The sequence below is a fragment of the Streptococcus sp. LPB0220 genome (assembly GCF_008727815.1).
Classification (GTDB): Bacteria; Bacillota; Bacilli; order Lactobacillales; family Streptococcaceae; genus Streptococcus.
Map to the genome: position 1 here is coordinate 1,931,603 of NZ_CP044230.1, position 16,584 is coordinate 1,948,186.

General features: G+C 44.2%; 13 protein-coding genes and 2 pseudogenes. 2 read left to right on the plus strand and 13 right to left on the minus strand.

The genetic code is table 11. The annotated features are described in order from the left end of the window. Positions 1-300: 300 nt before the first annotated feature. The 6 genes from gltX to LPB220_RS09845 form a co-directional block, all read right to left on the minus strand. The gene (gltX, locus tag LPB220_RS09810; protein ID WP_150906635.1) at positions 301-1,758 is read right to left on the minus strand and encodes a glutamate--tRNA ligase; all 1,458 of its coding nucleotides are present in this window, start codon (positions 1,756-1,758) and stop codon (positions 301-303) included. A 321-nt stretch (positions 1,759-2,079) separates the two neighbouring features. Further along, positions 2,080-2,862, minus strand: coding sequence for an alpha/beta hydrolase (locus LPB220_RS09820; protein WP_150906637.1), 783 nt, complete (start codon positions 2,860-2,862; stop codon positions 2,080-2,082). A 70-nt stretch (positions 2,863-2,932) separates the two neighbouring features. Then, positions 2,933-4,594: a ribonuclease J gene (locus tag LPB220_RS09825; RefSeq protein ID WP_150906639.1), complete on the minus strand. Its 1,662-nt coding sequence runs from the start codon at positions 4,592-4,594 to the stop codon at positions 2,933-2,935. Between the two features lie 203 nt (positions 4,595-4,797). Beyond that, positions 4,798-5,340 carry a hypothetical protein gene (locus LPB220_RS09830; RefSeq protein WP_049473337.1) on the minus strand — a complete coding sequence of 181 codons (543 nt, stop codon included), beginning with the start codon at positions 5,338-5,340 and terminating at the stop codon, positions 4,798-4,800. Between the two features lie 798 nt (positions 5,341-6,138). Further along, positions 6,139-6,903, minus strand: a complete 765-nt coding sequence (locus tag LPB220_RS09840) for an ABC transporter ATP-binding protein (protein WP_150906641.1) — start codon at positions 6,901-6,903, stop codon at positions 6,139-6,141. Beyond that, complete coding sequence (locus LPB220_RS09845) at positions 6,900-7,766, minus strand: ABC transporter permease (protein WP_070674459.1); 867 nt, start codon at positions 7,764-7,766, stop codon at positions 6,900-6,902. The genes LPB220_RS09840 and LPB220_RS09845 overlap by 4 nt, the downstream gene beginning before the upstream one ends. A gap of 363 nt (positions 7,767-8,129) precedes the next feature. On the opposite strand from LPB220_RS09845, the gene LPB220_RS10875 reads away from it, so the two are divergent. Both LPB220_RS10875 and LPB220_RS10880 read left to right on the plus strand, forming a co-directional pair. Continuing rightward, a complete protein-coding gene (locus tag LPB220_RS10875; RefSeq protein ID WP_225305915.1) occupies positions 8,130-10,232 on the plus strand; it encodes a glycoside hydrolase family 66 protein in 2,103 nt (700 codons plus the stop codon). Beyond that, on the plus strand, positions 10,192-11,988 hold the full coding sequence (locus LPB220_RS10880; protein WP_225305916.1) for a mucin-binding protein: 1,797 nt from the start codon (positions 10,192-10,194) through the stop codon (positions 11,986-11,988). Before LPB220_RS10875 ends, LPB220_RS10880 begins: the two co-directional genes overlap by 41 nt. Positions 11,989-12,360: 372 nt before the next feature. Here the strand turns inward: LPB220_RS10880 and LPB220_RS09855 are convergent, their stop codons facing one another. From LPB220_RS09855 to LPB220_RS09885, 7 genes and pseudogenes are all read right to left on the minus strand, one after another. Continuing rightward, on the minus strand, positions 12,361-12,855 hold the full coding sequence (locus tag LPB220_RS09855; protein WP_003008959.1) for a beta-class carbonic anhydrase: 495 nt from the start codon (positions 12,853-12,855) through the stop codon (positions 12,361-12,363). Positions 12,856-13,138: 283 nt separating this feature from the next. Continuing rightward, the gene (gene radA, locus LPB220_RS09860; protein WP_150906643.1) at positions 13,139-14,500 is read right to left on the minus strand and encodes a DNA repair protein RadA; all 1,362 of its coding nucleotides are present in this window, start codon (positions 14,498-14,500) and stop codon (positions 13,139-13,141) included. Positions 14,501-14,510: 10 nt separating this feature from the next. Next, positions 14,511-15,026, minus strand: coding sequence for a histidine phosphatase family protein (locus LPB220_RS09865; RefSeq protein ID WP_150906644.1), 516 nt, complete (start codon positions 15,024-15,026; stop codon positions 14,511-14,513). 24 nt (positions 15,027-15,050) lie between these two features. Next, positions 15,051-15,251: pseudogene (locus tag LPB220_RS09870) on the minus strand (isochorismatase family protein); the annotation flags it as partial. Then, positions 15,229-15,380 (minus strand): annotated as a pseudogene (locus LPB220_RS10945) (hypothetical protein); the annotation flags it as partial. The pseudogenes LPB220_RS10945 and LPB220_RS09870, both read right to left, overlap by 23 nt. 37 nt (positions 15,381-15,417) lie before the next feature. Beyond that, a complete protein-coding gene (locus LPB220_RS09880) occupies positions 15,418-15,957 on the minus strand; it encodes a histidine phosphatase family protein (RefSeq protein ID WP_049475022.1) in 540 nt (179 codons plus the stop codon). A gap of 1 nt (position 15,958) precedes the next feature. Beyond that, on the minus strand, positions 15,959-16,405 hold the full coding sequence (locus LPB220_RS09885) for a dUTP diphosphatase (RefSeq protein WP_191904636.1): 447 nt from the start codon (positions 16,403-16,405) through the stop codon (positions 15,959-15,961). Between the last annotated feature and the right edge of the window lie 179 nt (positions 16,406-16,584).

Sequence of the window (16,584 nt, forward strand, 5' to 3'; positions counted from 1 at the left end):
ATTATTGAGAGTAAAACAGTTTGGGAAACTGTTTTAGCCTGAGCCCAGAAATTAAAGAGCGAAGGGGCTCAATATGAATTGAACACGGGCTGCGGATTGTGTCAAAAAGATAAGTTCTCCTAGAATCGAAAGATTCTGCGTCAAACTTCCTATTTTGACTTTATCCGCAGACGCCCTTAGTATCTTGATTTAGTCATGGAACTTCAAAGAAGTTCGCTGACGTCCGTACTCACCTAAGGAAAGTTTTTAAGATGATTTTATCTTCAATCTGAAAACCTCATGTAAATGAGGTTTTCACGGTTATCTGATTTTTTCCAACATGCTTTCAATGTGTTGGATGGATTTTTCGCGTCCAAGCAAGTAGATGGTATCTGGCAATTCAGGACCATGCATTTCACCTGAAACGGCAATACGGATTGGCATAAAGAGATTCTTTCCTTTGATACCAGTTTCCTTTTGGACCGCTTTGATTTGTGGGAAGATATTTTCTACCACAAACTCATCGTCTGACATGGCTTCGAGTTTGGCCTTAAAGGCTTCAAGTACAGTCGGAACCGTTTCACCAGCCATGACTTCTCGCTCAGCGTCTGTCAATTCTGGGAAGTCTGAGAAGAAAAGGTCTGTCAATGGAACGATTTCGTCCACTGACTTCATTTGTGGCTTGTAGAGTTCTACAAACTTCTCAGCCTTGTCTGTCAAACGACCTGCTTCTTCGAGGAATGGCTTGGCCATTTCAAAGATAGTCGCAAGATCCGCATTCTTGATATACTCATTGCTCATCCAGTCCATTTTCTTCTGGTCGAAAGCAGCTGGAGACTTGCTGAGACGATGTTCATCAAAGAGCTTGATGAGTTCTTCGCGAGAGAAGATTTCGTCTTCCCCACCAGGGTTCCAACCAAGAAGAGCGATGAAGTTAAAGACTGCTTCTGGAAGGTAGCCCTTCTTACGGTAATCTTCGATAAATTGAAGGGTGTTGGTGTCCCGTTTAGACAACTTCTTACCTGTTTCAGAGTTGATGATCAAAGTCATGTGTCCAAACTCAGGTGCTTCCCATCCAAGAGCTTCATAGACCATGAGCTGTTTTGGGGTGTTGGCAATGTGGTCGTCTCCACGGATGACGTGAGAGATTTGCATGTCGTGGTCATCGATCACAACGGCAAAGTTGTAAGTTGGGTAGCCATCTTTCTTCTGGATGACCCAATCCCCACCGATATTACCACCTTCAAACTCGATATCGCCTTTGACCATATCATGCCACTTGTAGATACCAGACTCATTCACTGCCAAACGAACCGTTGGAATCACACCCGCTGCTTCACGTTCTGCAACGTAAGCAGCTTTTTCTTCCTCGCTCATGCCAAGGTATTCGTTGATGTAGCGAGGTGTTTCACCTGCTGCTTCTTGGCGTTCACGTTCAGCTGCCAACTCTTCTTCAGTGACGTAAGATTTGTAAGCTTTTCCTTCCGCCAAGAGTTGGTCGATGTATGTTTGATAGAGTTCCAAACGTTCAGACTGGCGGTAGTTTTCATGCGTCTCAGGACTTTCATCCCAGTCCATGCCCAACCAACGCAGGTTTTCAAGCTGTGAACGTTCTCCGTCTTCGACGTGACGTTTGCGGTCTGTATCCTCGATACGGATGATAAAGGTTCCACCATGGTGACGCGCATACAAGTAGTTAAACAATGCTGTACGAGCATTTCCGATGTGTAGTAGCCCTGTTGGACTTGGTGCATAACGCACACGAATATCTTTTGCCATATTTCTCTCCTCTTATCTTGTTCGCTATTTCTAGCTCATTTTCAATCGTTCCTATTATACCACAAAGAAAGCAGGACTGAAATGAATAAGTGACCTTTCTAGTCTTTCTTCCTATATGTATGAAAAGAGAGTGGGACTGAAATCGGTAATTCGTTAGAATTCGATTTCGTCGTCCCACCTCCGCACAGTTGAGTAGGGCTGTAAAAGCTGATGAAATCAGCGTAGTAGAGCCCACTCAACCACTGCGTCTTGCTCGACAATCCAAAAACAATTGAGAGGCTAGGACTTTTGTCCCAGCCTCATATCCAATCTATTGGTATCTTATTTTAACCGTTCTTCCAATTCAAAGTCGATTGGTAGGGTTTGTAAAAAGTGCTCCAACTCACGTTCCCAGTAGAACCATTCGTGCTTGCCTGGACTGTGGGTATAAGTGACATCCAAACCTAACTTTTCTAGTTCCTTGACTTCAAAATTATTGGCCTCATAAAGGAAATCCTGCTCCCCACACCAGATCCAGAGTTTTGTCTTCTTATCTGAAAACTTCTTGGCAGCAGTCTCTAGCGAATAGGGACTGGTCGTCCAATCCTCAATCTCTCCAAAAATTCCCTTCCAAAAAGCTGGTTGTTCCAAGTCATTGTTTTCAAAATCCCGATCGTGAAAACTAAGTGCTCCAGAGAAACTCGCAGCTCGAGAGAAACGATTTGTCTTGAGGGCCAAGAGCATTGATCCATAGCCGCCCATGGATAGACCCGCAATAAAGGTTTTCTCCCGTTTCTTAGTCATATTCGGGAAGAAGCGAGAAAGAGTCTCTGGCAATTCTTTCGCAATGGCCGTGTAGTAGTTGTAGCCATACTGGGTATCGGTGTAAAAGCCATTATTGGTGTTAGGTAGGACCACGATCAGATTGGTATTGCGCAGGATGCGCTCCACATTGGTCCGCTTCAACCAAGAGTGGTGATTGCCATTCATCCCGTGTAAGAGATAGAGAACCGGAATATCCGTATCTGCCGGATCTTCCACGCGCGATGCATCGGGATAAAGAACGGACACCCCCCACTCCATCTTCAAGGCTTCTGAATAATACTCAATCTGCATAACTGCCATTTGCTTCCCTCTTTCTACTGTTAAAAACACTCGGCAAGCCTTCGGCTGCCAAGCGTTTCCATTTCTTCCATTATTTTACTTCCATCACGACTGGTAGGATGGCTGGACGACGTTTGGTTTGTTCAAATAAGAACTTAGACAAGTTGTCGCGCACCAAACCTTTTAACTCACCCCAGTCAAAGCTATCTTGATTCAAATAATCTTCGACGCTTTGGTTGACCAATTCGCAACTTTCACGAAGAATATCCCGACTTTTCTTGACATAGACAAAACCACGAGTGTGCACGCGCGCTTTGGAAATAATTTTCTTCTCTTTGCGATTCACTGTGATCGCCACGATAAAGATCCCGTCTTCTGACAAGACCTTGCGGTCACGAAGGACAATATTGCCCACATCACCAATGGCATTCCCATCGATCATGACATCTCCCGCTGAGACGCTACCGGCAGGAACGAAGTCACCCTTTTCATACTCCATTACCGTTCCGCGTTTTGGAATAAAGATGTTTTCAGGCAAGATACCGACTTCCATCGCCACCCGCGCATGAGCATCCAATTCACGGTATTCCCCTTGGATCGGGAAGAGATATTTAGGACGAAGAAGGTTGATCATCAACTGCAAGTCCCGTGCGTTTCCGTGACCAGATACGCGTAAGCTGGACGTGATCAATTTGACAACTCCACCTGCTTGGTAGATCATGTTTTCTACACGAGCTACCACTGCTTCTTTGGCAATCGATGGCGTTGTAACGATGTAGACCAAGTCTCCATCTTTGATTTCCACATAGCGGTGACGACCAATCGACATCTTGCGCAAACCATTGATCGGCTCACCCATTCGGCCTGTTTCCAAAATGATCAATTCATGATCCTCGAAACGGCTCATTTCTTTTGGCTTGATCAAGAGTTTTTCATTAGCAAGAGACAATTTGTTCAAGCGAATGGCTGTGCGGACGATGTTTTCCACATCGAACCCTGTCAAGACCACCCGACGGCCAGTCTCAGCTGCAGCGTCAAAGACCTGCTGGATCCGAGAAAGGTTGCTGGCTACCGCCGCCACGATCACACGACCATCCCAGTCTGCAATCGTATCTAAGATAGCATCGCCCACTTCTTGCTCACTGGCAACTTGAATCTTGCTATCCGCATTGGCTGAATCACTCAAGAGGGCAAGCACACCTTCGCGTCCAATCTCAGCTAGGCGAGCAAAGTCCGTCGCATAAGACTCGCTGGCAGTTTGGTCAAATTTAAAGTCTCCTGTGTAGACGATATTGCCCTCAGGAGTGCCAATCACAATCCCGATACTTTCAGGGATGGAGTGGGTTGTTTGAAAGAAAGAGACGACGGCATCACCAAAATCAATCTCAGAATTCTGATCGATGACATGGAAGTCGTTAAATTTCTTCACACTGTCATTGCTTTTGACAAAGAGTTTAGCCAACTCAATGGTCAACTCTGTCCCGAATACAGGAACTTTGGCTTCGGCCAAAAGATAAGGCAAGGCCCCAATGGCATCCGCGTGACCATGGGTCAAGAAAACACCCGCAATGCGGTCCTTGTTTTCAAATAGATAATCCATGTTTGGGATAACGACATCCACCCCAAGTTGCTCATTTTCTGGATACTTCAAACCTGCATCCAAGACAAAAATTGAATCGTTCACTTCGGCAACGTAGAGATTTTTCCCATTTTCTCGAACACCGCCAAGAGTGACTAATTTAATACTACTCACTGTTGTCTCCTTTAGTGTGATTATTTTAATACTTACGGTCCTTGGTCGCCCAAGTCGAATTACAGCTTTGCAAATACTTGCATATCTACTCTATTATACAATTTTTTTCTCTTTTTTTCAAAAAGCTTTCCACAGCAAAAAAGTCCTCTCATCTGAAGTAGATGAGAGGGCTTCTAGGCGCCTATTTTTAGGGGGAAAAGACCCTAAAGATGGTAATCTCCCCGTTTATTTTCAATGATCCGCATAGCTGCCTTGATCACATGAAACTTGCCTAACAATTCCTCTAGGCGCTTACTATTTCGCTCGCTCAATTGGCCGTTCTTGACCGCTTGGGACAGGCGATAAAAATCATCCAAGTCCTCCCCAATGTTTTCAAACAGCTCTTTGGCTTCCTTGAGTCGGTAGCGATTGACTAGGTGGTTCACATCTTTTTTGAAGGAAGCGACATTGTTTTCGTGAATGTCCGTATAGGCTTCCTCTTCTTCCTTAGATTCTTGGTAATTAACCGCCTTAAAGCAAGTGATGAACTCCCGACTTTTGATATTGCAAACAAAGATAACGCCATCACTGGCTACATAGGCTTCTGTGTTGGCGGGTTGAACCACATTACTATCATAAGGAGAGAGGGAGGAGAGGTGTTGGTTGATCCACTTATTCAAGTGCTGATCATCTACGCCAAAGCGCTCAAAAGCTCTTTGCCGAAAATGGTCCCGACAACTATATTCTTGCGCATACGACAATCCCATACTCTCACCTCCTCCTGAGTATTTTATAAAAATGGCCTCCAGTCTTACGGGACTAGAGGCCTGGTCTGCTTCACTGACTTGGTGCAATTAACCTTTTGGCTAACAAAACAATGTTTATGATGTTGATTTCATTTAATAGTATTTGTGTAAAATACCAGAGGTTTTCTTTGCTATCCTAAATCCAAATGATTAGTTTTCGACTGGACGCATCGAAGTTTGAAAACCTTTACAAAAAGCTTCTACCTACTATTTCCACGTTTTCTTATGTCTCCGGACAAACTAAGCAGGTTTGCCCGACCGTCCAACCGATCCGACACACACGACATGACTGCTCTTTTACGATAAGAGCATGAACAGATATCAGCAAAACAGGCCTAAAACGAAGTAACCTAAATTTTAACTCGATAAGGCATTGGTATCAATCCCTTCTTCATCTTTCTAACTATATTATACTCAGCCGCCTAAGCAATTGCAAGCGATTCCAGCTGAAACTAGTTCCAATTTTTATGCGGTTTTATAGATGATTTAAGGAAAAGAAAAGAGGCTGGGACAAAAGTCCTAGCCTCTCAATTATTTTTAGATTGTCGAGCAAGACGCAGTGGTTGAGTGGGCTCTACTACGCTGATTTCATCAGCTTTTACAGCCCTACTCAACTGTGCGGAGGTGGGACGACGAAATCGAATTCTAACGAATTACCGATTTCTGTCCCACTCTCTAGCATGCAGACAAACTATTTCTACATCAAATAGCCTAAGTGATGTCGCTTCTGTCCTACTCCCATTTTACGGGCTTTGTATCTTATTCTTTCTCAAACAATTCATAGTAGTCTGCGATGGTCATTTGGGCTTTTTCTTCTTGACTGAGGTCTTGGACGATGTGCCCGTCTTTCATCACAATCAAGCGATTTCCATATTTCAAAGCATCTTCCATATGGTGGGTGATCATAAGGGCAGTGAGGGCATCTTGTTTCACAAACTCATCGGTCAAGGTCATCAGAGCCTGGCTGGTTTTCGGATCCAAGGCTGCAGTGTGTTCATCTAATAGCAAAAGTTCTGGACGTTTTAGTGTCGCCATCAACAAGCTCAAAGCTTGACGTTGCCCACCTGATAGAAACTCAACTGCTGTATCGATATGATTTTCCAAGCCATTGCCGATCTTAGCAAGAACTGTTTGAAACTCTTCTTTATAGCTTGCCAAGTGACGCGGAATCAAGCCACGTTTTTCTCCGCGAAACTTCGCTACCAAGAGGTTTTCCGCTACTGTCATGCGAGGTGCCGTTCCCATTTTAGGATCTTGAAAGACCCGTGATAGGTATTTGGCTCTCTTTTCAGGAGAATAGTTGGTTACATCTTCCCCTAGAATATAAATCTTCCCACTGCTCACCGGAAGCGTCCCAGCAATGGTATTAAAGAGGGTTGATTTTCCAGCTCCATTGCCCCCCAAAATCGTGATAAAATCATGCTCTCGAATTTCCAAGGAAACATCATCCAGAATGACTTTTTCTTCGTTCATCCCATTGCTCACGGCTTTGGTTACATTTTTTAATTCTACAATTGCTGTCATTTACTGAGTTTCGCTCCTTTCATGATTTTTCCCTTAAAGGTTGGAATCATCAGGCAGATAGCCAAGATCAAGGCACTGAAGATTCGAATATAGCTGGTATTGATGCCAAGCGCAATCACGGCCCAAATCAAAAATTGGTAGGCGATCGATCCGATCGCAATACTGAGCAAGCGCTCTGTCAAAGTGACATTTGAAAAGAGCACCTCTCCAATAATAAGGCTGGCAAGCCCAATAACGATGACACCAATCCCACGTGAAGCATCCGCATAGCCTTCTTGCTGGGCCATCAGTGCACCAGAAAGAGCAATAATCCCATTTGAAATGACCAAGCCCATCAATTCCATCCGGTCGGTGTTGATCCCAAAGCTCTTGGCCATATCTGGATTGTCCCCTGTCGCAATATAGGCTTGACCCAAGCGTGTATCCAAGAAGAAGATCAAACCAAGGATCACAAGCGTTACGAAAATCAAACCAATCAGAATCTCATTGAACCCACTGGCAAAAGGAAGAAATTCCTGTAATTTTTTATAGCCCAAAAGTCCCAAATTAGCCCGCTGCATGACAAATAGAATGACCGAGTTACAAGATGTCATCACGAGGATCCCTGACAAGAGTGTCGGGATTCTTCCTTTTGTGTAGAGAAGACCCGTCGCAAGTCCCGCCAAACACCCTGCACCAATAGCAGCCAGCGTCGCAAGGAGCGGGTTGACCCCTTTAGTAATCAAGGTCACCGCCACCGCTCCTCCAAGCGGGAAGGAGCCTTCTGTCGTCATATCTGGAAAATCTAGAATTCGGAACGTCATAAAGATTCCTAACCCTAAAATGGCCCAAATCAAACCTTGTGAAACAATTGAATTAATCATAGTTTCTCCCTTCGATAATAGTAGTTTAATTGTAACATAAATAGGAAGGAGAACCTATAGGAAATTGATGCTTCTTCTTGCATTTATTTTTTACCTTTGTGTTTTGTTTAATTTTATGTCAAAAAAACGAACTAAACTATTTTTGCGGTTCATTTTTTTGTAAATATTTTTTTGGATATAAATATCAATATTTAAAAACTCACATTTAAAGCTATTTTCTGGCACTTTCATGAAAACATCAAATTCACTTTCTTTCCAAAATTGACACTATCTAGTGAAAAATCGTATACTTATTTGGTATAAAATGAACAAATAACACAGAAACGTTGATTTACTTATTTAGACTGTATGTGGGAGAAAAAAATGAAACAAGAAAAAAATAGTGTCTCTGAAAAAGGGCACGGCTATTTCCGCAAACGCAACAAGACATTGGTCTCTATGATTACCCTTTTTGGAGCCTTGATGGTAAGCTCTGTTGCCCTGGCTGACGAGGTCAACACCAATCCGACTTCTGAGATCCCAGCAACCGCTCAACCAGCAGCAACCAACACCAGTACTCCTACCACTACTAGTGAGGAAGGTGCTACGACGGAAGCAACGTCTTCGCCATCGGAATCAACACCAACTGTTACTGCCACTCAACCGGTCAGTGCAGCTCCAGCAACTACTTATAATACTCCAAAAATCACCAACGACGTCACCTTTGATAAAGCGACTTATAAAAGTGGGGAAGACATCCGCATTTCCATCAACAACTCTGAAGTAGTTTCTTCTGATGTCACTGTCTCTCATTTAAATCAGGTCATTTATGAAAAGAAAAACGTTGAAGGTAGCGAGCTGACAATTCCAAGTACGGTCTTTTCACCTAATGCTGGATTTATCGTTGATGTCCTTGGTAAGAAAGCAGATGGCTCCCAAGCCTTTCATAAGGCAGCGGGGCTTGCTGTTGAAGATGACTGGACGATCTACCCACGTTATGGGGTGGTTGCCGGCTCAAAAGACAATCACAACTCCATTACCAATGATCAGGTAGAAGGCTACAAGAATAGTATTGACCAATTGGCCAATATGCACATCAACAACTACTTCTTCTACGACGTTTACAATACACCTGCCAACCCATTCCCAGCAAATGTTGAACGTTTCACTCAAGACTGGGCAACTTTCTTGATTCCAAATAGCGAAACAGATCCTGACAAGCGCAAGTCCTACTTACCTGTCATCGATACAGAAGCAGTCAAAGAGCTAGTGGCTCATGTCCATTCAACTGGTGCCAAAGCCATGCTGTATAACATGATTTACGCGGTTTCCCTCGAAGAAGGGGTCCCAAATGAAGTGAAAAGTGCCATTGTTCGCAATCTACAAGACCATTTCAACTTTGGTAAAAAGGGTGATGTCACAGCGACTGATATCCAACAATTTCTCGATCCGGGTGATCCAAATTGGCAAAAATTTATCATTGAAGTCATGACCAAAGCCATGAAAGAAGGGAATTTTGATGGATGGCAAGGGGATACCATGGGCTCTAACTGGGTGGAAAAAGTCAGTGAACCTGGAAAAGGCTTCTCTTTGAGCGAACACTATCCAGAACTAGCCACAGCTGCAACAGAGGCCCTCAAAAAAGAAGGCTATGACTTCATGATCAACGATATCTCTACTGGAGATGCTAATCGACTAGGTAAGACCAATGTCTCTGCACCTTATGCGGAAGTTTGGGGAGATAGCATTGCCTATGACTCTACCTACCAAGCCTTGACGCGCCTTACCGAACGGATGCGTGATTTATACAAGGGGAAATCTCCTATCATCGCAGCTTATACCCATCGTGGTAAAAATGCATCAGCCCTCAGCAAAGACAACGAATTGCTGACAGATGCTATTATCGCAGCGAGCGGTGGTTACCATATGACAACTGCTGCCCTCAATACTTCTCAAGATGCTAAAGGTTTTGGGGTGATCCAAGCAGAATGGTATCTCAATCAAAACCTACCAGTCAATGCTGACTTTGCCAATACAGAATTCAACTACCAAGAATTCATCGTTGCTTACCAAGAGCTTCTCCGCGGGCGCGAAACCTTGGCGCATGATACTCGTCGGATTGTAGACAATACCAATGTACTGGTGAACGGCAACTTCATCGGATCCAACCTGGATAATGCTGATGGAGTTCAACCTGGAACCGTTTATACCATTACAAAAGAAACCAAGACGGGTGATCGGATTGCTCACTTGATCAATTTGGTCGGCATCACTGAAAACAAATGGAACAGCGCTGTGAATACAACCGAAAAATTGACCAATATTCAAGCTTTTGTTCCACTCGGAAAAATCACAAAAGACCAGGCTGAACACGCCAGCATTTACTGGGCAACACCCGATGCTGTTGAAGGAAAATACAACATCAACCTCCGAGAAACAAGCGCAAATGTTTATTATGACGGAGGGGCTTGCTATCGATGTTCCTAGTCTAGATGTATGGGATATGCTCTACGTCAAACTCAATGAAGCCGCTCATGTTCTTTATCAAGACGAAAACGGAGTTGAGCTCGAGCGTTCCAGTGACTTGGTTGGTCATACAGGTGAAAAGATCAACTACTCTACAAAAGAAACCATTGCCAACTATTTGAAGAAAGGCTATGAACTAATAGAGAATGGCTTCGATGCAGACGGACAACCAAACTTTGACCGCGACGCTACCAACACCAATGAAGATGGCGTTCAAGAGTTTATTGTCCGCTTGGCACCAAAAATTGTAGAATTTTCTGCAACACAGCCCATCCAAGCAGGTAAAGTTGTTCCAGGAGATAGCGAGGGGCGTGTCTATCCAACTCCTCTAGCTCCAGCTGGTCAAACAACGGCTGATCTGAATCATTTATCTGAAACAGTGATCCGTACAGTGACCTATGTAACAGAGGATCAGGATGGATCTAACCGCCAGCCTGCAGGAATGGCCGATCAAACTGACAGCCTTCATTTCACTCGCAAGGGAACCATCAATTTGGTGACAGGCGAGACAAGTCTTGAAGACTGGACAGCTCAAGATGGCACAAGCTTTGCAGCTCTTGAAAATCCCGTCAAAAAAGGCTATGTTGTCGTAGCAGAAGAATCGACTGATGCCGTCTCTTCTGATCTTACAAAAGCAGGAGAACATACTGGCATTCATGCTGATGCAGCAGACATCACAGATACGGTCATCTATCGCCCAGTCGGTGCCTATAGGATCAGCTATGCTACTGGTAAAGAACCAGCCAATGCTCAAAAAGAGATCCCTTATCTAAATGATCTCACAAATCCAACCGCCATCGCGACTCCTACTACCATTCTTTCGTACGTGGAGGGATTAGAGCCAAAAGATGCTCGTGGACAAGTCTTAAACCTTGTGGATCCTCTTGACGAGACCAAAGGCTATCTTCTTCCAAGCCCTGATTCTCCAACAGCTGATACTGCTATTTCCTATGTCATCAGCAAAGGATCTGTCAGAGTACGATTCCTCACTGAGGGAGGCGACACTGATCTGCAAGAGGCGCAAGACCTCGCTACAGAGGTAGATTTCGGTACCAAGTACACCAGTGAGGCCCCAACAGAAATCACAAAAGATGGTCGTATCTACCATCTAGTTGGACACCGTGCTGATTCTGCTGATCCAAGTGGCACAGTCACTAAGGGGATGAAAACCGTCATCTATGATTACAAGTTAGCTACGGGAACGGTCATCGCGCGATTTGTCATCCAAGATACGAGCACTGAATTGCAACCAGAACTTGCTGTTGCAACGAATGTGGACAATGGAACTCATTACATCGCTAGCGCACCAGATGAGATCTCCTACGACGGCCACATCTACGAACGGATCGGTGCAGCTGAACAAACTGGGAACGTAGAAGTGGGAACAACCATCTTGATCTTTGCCTACAAGGTCAAAGAAATCCCTACTCCACAAACCTTCCCAGAAACAGGAATGAAAGAAATCGTTCATCCTAGTACTTCTCATACACAACCAGCAGTAATAAAAGAAATCCCATCTACTTCTATAACAGAAGAGGATAAACCTCTTGAAACTACAAGCCAAACAGCGGAGCTCCCCGAAGCTGTTCCTAACACCCCTCAAGAAGGAACTCACCTACCTGTAACAGGTGAAGAGACCTCACACCTATCCTTACTTGGACTTGGTATCTTAGCAGGCCTTACCAGTCTTGTCGCTTTCAAAAAGAAACATGATTAGTTAGTTCCCAAACAAAAAGAAACTTCCTATGGAATTCTGTTCCAAGGAAGTTTTTTATATTTATACAACTTATTCAGAGTCTATACTCCTTTTATGAAGGTAACCGACGACAATAAGGGTGTGAAGTTCTTCCACTCCAAACCCTACTGTAATTCCAATTCAAAGTGGATTCATTCCCCTTGTTGCCGGCAGTTTGAAAGATCAAATTACTTTACTAGTATACTGTTTTCTCCACTTCAAGTCAATGGAAATTCTATGAAACTAGTAACAGAATGAAACGACTAATCGAATAATTTCTGAAACATTTCATAATATATATGCATGTTTTTACAAGCTAACGAAGAACTTTTTAATATGTCTACCTTACTGAATTCATTTCACTTCTGAGATCAACCCGGTGTCCACATCATACACTGCTCCTGAAATCACCACATCCTCTGGAATCAAAGGAGAAGCTTTTAAAAGCTCCATATCCTCGCGGACACTCTCCTCAATATCTTGAAACGGAAGGAAATCGCGATCTCCTACATCCACACCCAGTTCTTTCTTGAGATGCTGACGGAAACCTTCGTTTTCAAAGGTCTGTGCGCCACAGTCTGTATGGTGTAAGACCACAATTTCACGGGTTCCCATTTGCTGCTGCGAAATGACCAAGGAGCGGATCATGTCATCGGTCACGCGCCCTCCAGCATTCCGCAAAATATGGGCATCTCCAAGAGCCAGACCTAGTGCAGGCGCCACGTGAAGACGGGAATCCATACAGGTCACGATGGCGACTTGTGTTTTTGGCTTAATCGGAAGACGGAGGTCTCCATGTAGCGCCACATAAGCTTGGTTGGCTGTTAAAAAATTATCAAAATAAGACATGGTCTCTCCTTTATTCCTTTGAAATTCAAATCATCTATTATTTTACCACATCCGATCCTTTCTGTCAGGGGATACCTCCTGTCATCTGTCACATCTGAAAAAAGGGAGTGGGAAAGAACTCCAACTAATTAAAAAGAGTTCGTCTTCCCACCCCCGCACAGTTGATTAGGTCATCTTTGGAGATTGAAAAGCGAACAAAGATGCCAATCAACCACTGCGTCATGATGTTATTACTATCAAACATCAAAGACTGGACAGTTTTTTCCCAGCCTCTTTTCAACTATTAAAATACTTTCTTCAAGACTTCAGACAGTGTACTCACACCGACCACTTCGATCCCTGATGGTGTCGAAATCCCCGTCAGAGAGTTTTTCGGAACATAAATCTTGGTAAAACCGAGCTTGGCAGCTTCATTGATCCGTTGTTCGATCCGGTTGACCCGGCGAACTTCTCCTGTCAAGCCCAACTCTCCAACGAAACATTCCTGCGGGTTGGTTGGCTTGTCCTTGTAGCTCGAGGCAATGGCTACGGCTACGGCTAGGTCGATAGCTGGCTCATCCAACTTGACACCACCTGCAGACTTGAGGTAGGCATCCTGATTTTGAAGGAGCAAACCCACTCGTTTTTCTAGCACTGCCATGATGAGACTGGCCCGATTGAAATCAAGCCCCGTTGTCGTCCGCTTGGCATTTCCAAACATAGTTGGCGTCACCAAGGCCTGCACTTCAGCTAGAATTGGACGCGTCCCTTCCATGGTGACCACGATGGACGAGCCAGTCGCGCCATCCAGGCGCTCTTCCAGAAAGACCTGACTAGGATTGAGAACCTCGACCAAGCCACCTGATTGCATTTCGAAGATACCGATCTCATTGGTCGAGCCAAAGCGGTTCTTGACCGCTCTCAGAATCCGGAAGGTATGGTGGCGTTCGCCCTCAAAGTAGAGGACCGTATCCACCATATGTTCCAGCATCCGAGGACCTGCCAAGGTTCCTTCCTTTGTTACGTGCCCGACGATGAAGATGGCGATGTTATTGGTTTTGGCCAACTGCATGAGCTCTGCCGTCACTTCCCGCACCTGAGAAACCGATCCCTGGACCCCTGAAATCTCAGGAGACATAATGGTCTGAATGGAGTCGATGATAAGAAAGTCAGGTTGGATCCGCTCTACCTCTGCTCGCACGCTCTGCATATTGGTCTCGGCATAGAGGTAAAACTCGCTATCGATATCTCCCAATCGCTCTGCACGGAGTTTGATCTGCTGGGCCGACTCCTCTCCACTGATATAGAGAACCGTTCCCACTTGAGACAGTTGGGTCGATACTTGAAGGAGCAGGGTTGATTTCCCAATCCCAGGATCACCACCGATGAGAACGAGACTCCCTGGGACCACTCCTCCACCAAGGACGCGGTTGAATTCTTCCATCTCGGTCTTGGTACGATGGACATTGATGGAGGTCACATCCGCCAATTTCATGGGTTTGGTCTTTTCACCTGTCAAGGATACCCGGGCATTCTTGACCTCTGCAACTTCGACTTCCTCCACAAAGGAAGACCAAGATCCACAGTTAGGACAGCGCCCTAGGTATTTGGGTGAATTATAGGCACAATTTTGACAAATAAATGTCGTTTTTTTCTTTGCGATGATAAACCTCTTTCTAAATCTCTATCTCACACTCAATCACTTGGCAAAAATCAATGGTTTCATTCGGTACAAATTGACGCATGAGCATGCGATGGGCTACAACTACCACAGTTTGATGTTCCCGATACTTAGCCATGCATTCTAGAAAACGAGACTTCATCTCTATAGCTGTCTCATATTGAACAGGAGAATTTGGGAGCAACTCCCCCTTGTTTTCTAAAAACAGACATCTAGCTGTTTCAAAGTTCTCTATACCTGTTTCATAAACCTGCCATTCGTGCAATAAAGGCTCTACCCTCAAAGGAAGGCCCGTAGCACAAGCCAGATAAGAAGCTGTTTCTAAAGCTCGCGTCACTGCTGAAGCTACTAGCAGATCAGCTGATTGGAACAAGGGGTTTTGGCAAAGGTCCTGAGCCTGTTTCCTTCCCTTCTCAGATAAGGGCGCCAAATCTATCCCAAATCCCGTATAAGAACGCTCCTCTAACTCACGGTAATCTGGCTCTCCATGACGGATAAAAATAATTTTCATATTAAGCTCCCCATAAAACTATTAATTCTCCTTGGTAGCTGACAAAACGGAAGCCTTAACACAGCCTTTGCCATCTACCCCTATAAACTCTATGCTTTTAGCACCGTTTTCCTCTAAAAAATCTTTTAAATCTGGATTAGTAAAGCAAGAAGCCCGACGCTTCTCAAAGATACGAGAAGATACAAGCAGCAAGCCGGTCGCAAATTTCTTCTTTCTGTCTTTTCTCCCCCGTCAAGGACACACGCGCATTCTTGACCTCTGCAACCTCAACCTCCTCAACAAAAGAAGACCAAGACCCACAGTTTGGACAGCGCCCTATATACTTGGGGAATTATATTCACAATTTTGACACACAAATGTCGCCTTTTTCTTTGCGATAATAAAGCTCTTTCTACATCTCTATCTCACATTCAATCACTTGGCAAAAATCAATCTTCTCGTCTGGTACAAATTGGCGCATGAGCATTCCGTGAGTTACAATGATAATAGTTTTATAATCTTTATATTTTTCCAAAGCTCTTAAAAAACGATGACGCATCTCTAGATCAGTTTCATAGCGATAAGGAGAATCTTCAGATAAAACTCCTTGATGTTTTAGATAATATTCATGAGCTACCAATACACTAGTTAAATCAGAGTTAGTACCATCTAAGTCTGGACGCCACTCATGAAAAAACGGCTCCACAAATAAGTCCAATCCTGTTTCAACTGCTATATAATGTGCTGTTTCTAAAGCCCTCGTCACAGACGATGAAATAATAATCTCTGCCTTTCCAAAACATGCAGTTTTAGCAACTTCTTTTGCCAGACTACGACCTTTTTCTGTCAATGGTGCTAAATCACGACCAAAACCACTATAGAGTCGCGGATTTTCAAGTTTATCAAGCATACTATAATCTGGCTCCCCATGACGGACAAAGATAATCTTCATCTTAGTGCCCTGTTGACCCAAATCCACCGGTCCGTACTCCATCCGCCTCATCTCCATCTGCAATTAAGAAAGGAGCAAAGACAGCCTGAACCACACGTTCCCCAACTTCAAGAACAACTTCTTGATCTGTGATATTCTTCATCTGTGCAAAGATATGGCCTTCATTTCCTGGGTTGCCATAATAGTCGCCATCAATAACACCCACAGAGTTGATCAAGACCAGGCCTTTTTTGCGAGGGTTAGAGGAACGGTCATAGAGATAGAGCACCTCACCCGCTTGCATATAAGCCTTGACCCCAGTTGGGACGAGGACGATTGCTCCTGGTGCAATCACTGTGCGCTCGGCTACCTTCAAATCATAGCCAGCCGCATGAGCCGTCTCCCGTTTTGGCAGCAAGTCCTGATTGGTATAGCTTGATACAAGTTCAAATCCACGAATTTTTGTCATCATCATTCCTCTTTCGTTCTAAAATGTTTCTATCTCTTCTATTATACCATCACTTTGCCCTAGCGTCTTCTCAATTCTACTATTCGTATTCTTTCAATAAAAACTTACTTTTCCGTCCTTCTTTTTTGTAAATCGGTTGGTATTTTCATGGTTATTTTCGAAAAGAGAACAAAAGTTGA

Coding starts and splice junctions, on each gene's coding strand:
- LPB220_RS09830 (WP_049473337.1), bottom strand. CDS start 5,340: ATGGGATTGTCGTATGCGCAAGAATATAGTTGTCGGGACCATTTTCGG.
- LPB220_RS09845 (WP_070674459.1), bottom strand. CDS start 7,766: ATGATTAATTCAATTGTTTCACAAGGTTTGATTTGGGCCATTTTAGGG.
- LPB220_RS09880 (WP_049475022.1), bottom strand. CDS start 15,957: ATGAAGATTATCTTTGTCCGTCATGGGGAGCCAGATTATAGTATGCTT.
- LPB220_RS10875 (WP_225305915.1), top strand. CDS start 8,130: ATGAAACAAGAAAAAAATAGTGTCTCTGAAAAAGGGCACGGCTATTTC.
- gltX (WP_150906635.1), bottom strand. CDS start 1,758: ATGGCAAAAGATATTCGTGTGCGTTATGCACCAAGTCCAACAGGGCTA.
- LPB220_RS10880 (WP_225305916.1), top strand. CDS start 10,192: ATGTTTATTATGACGGAGGGGCTTGCTATCGATGTTCCTAGTCTAGAT.
- LPB220_RS09855 (WP_003008959.1), bottom strand. CDS start 12,855: ATGTCTTATTTTGATAATTTTTTAACAGCCAACCAAGCTTATGTGGCG.
- LPB220_RS09840 (WP_150906641.1), bottom strand. CDS start 6,903: ATGACAGCAATTGTAGAATTAAAAAATGTAACCAAAGCCGTGAGCAAT.
- LPB220_RS09820 (WP_150906637.1), bottom strand. CDS start 2,862: ATGGCAGTTATGCAGATTGAGTATTATTCAGAAGCCTTGAAGATGGAG.
- LPB220_RS09865 (WP_150906644.1), bottom strand. CDS start 15,026: ATGAAAATTATTTTTATCCGTCATGGAGAGCCAGATTACCGTGAGTTA.
- LPB220_RS09885 (WP_191904636.1), bottom strand. CDS start 16,405: ATGACAAAAATTCGTGGATTTGAACTTGTATCAAGCTATACCAATCAG.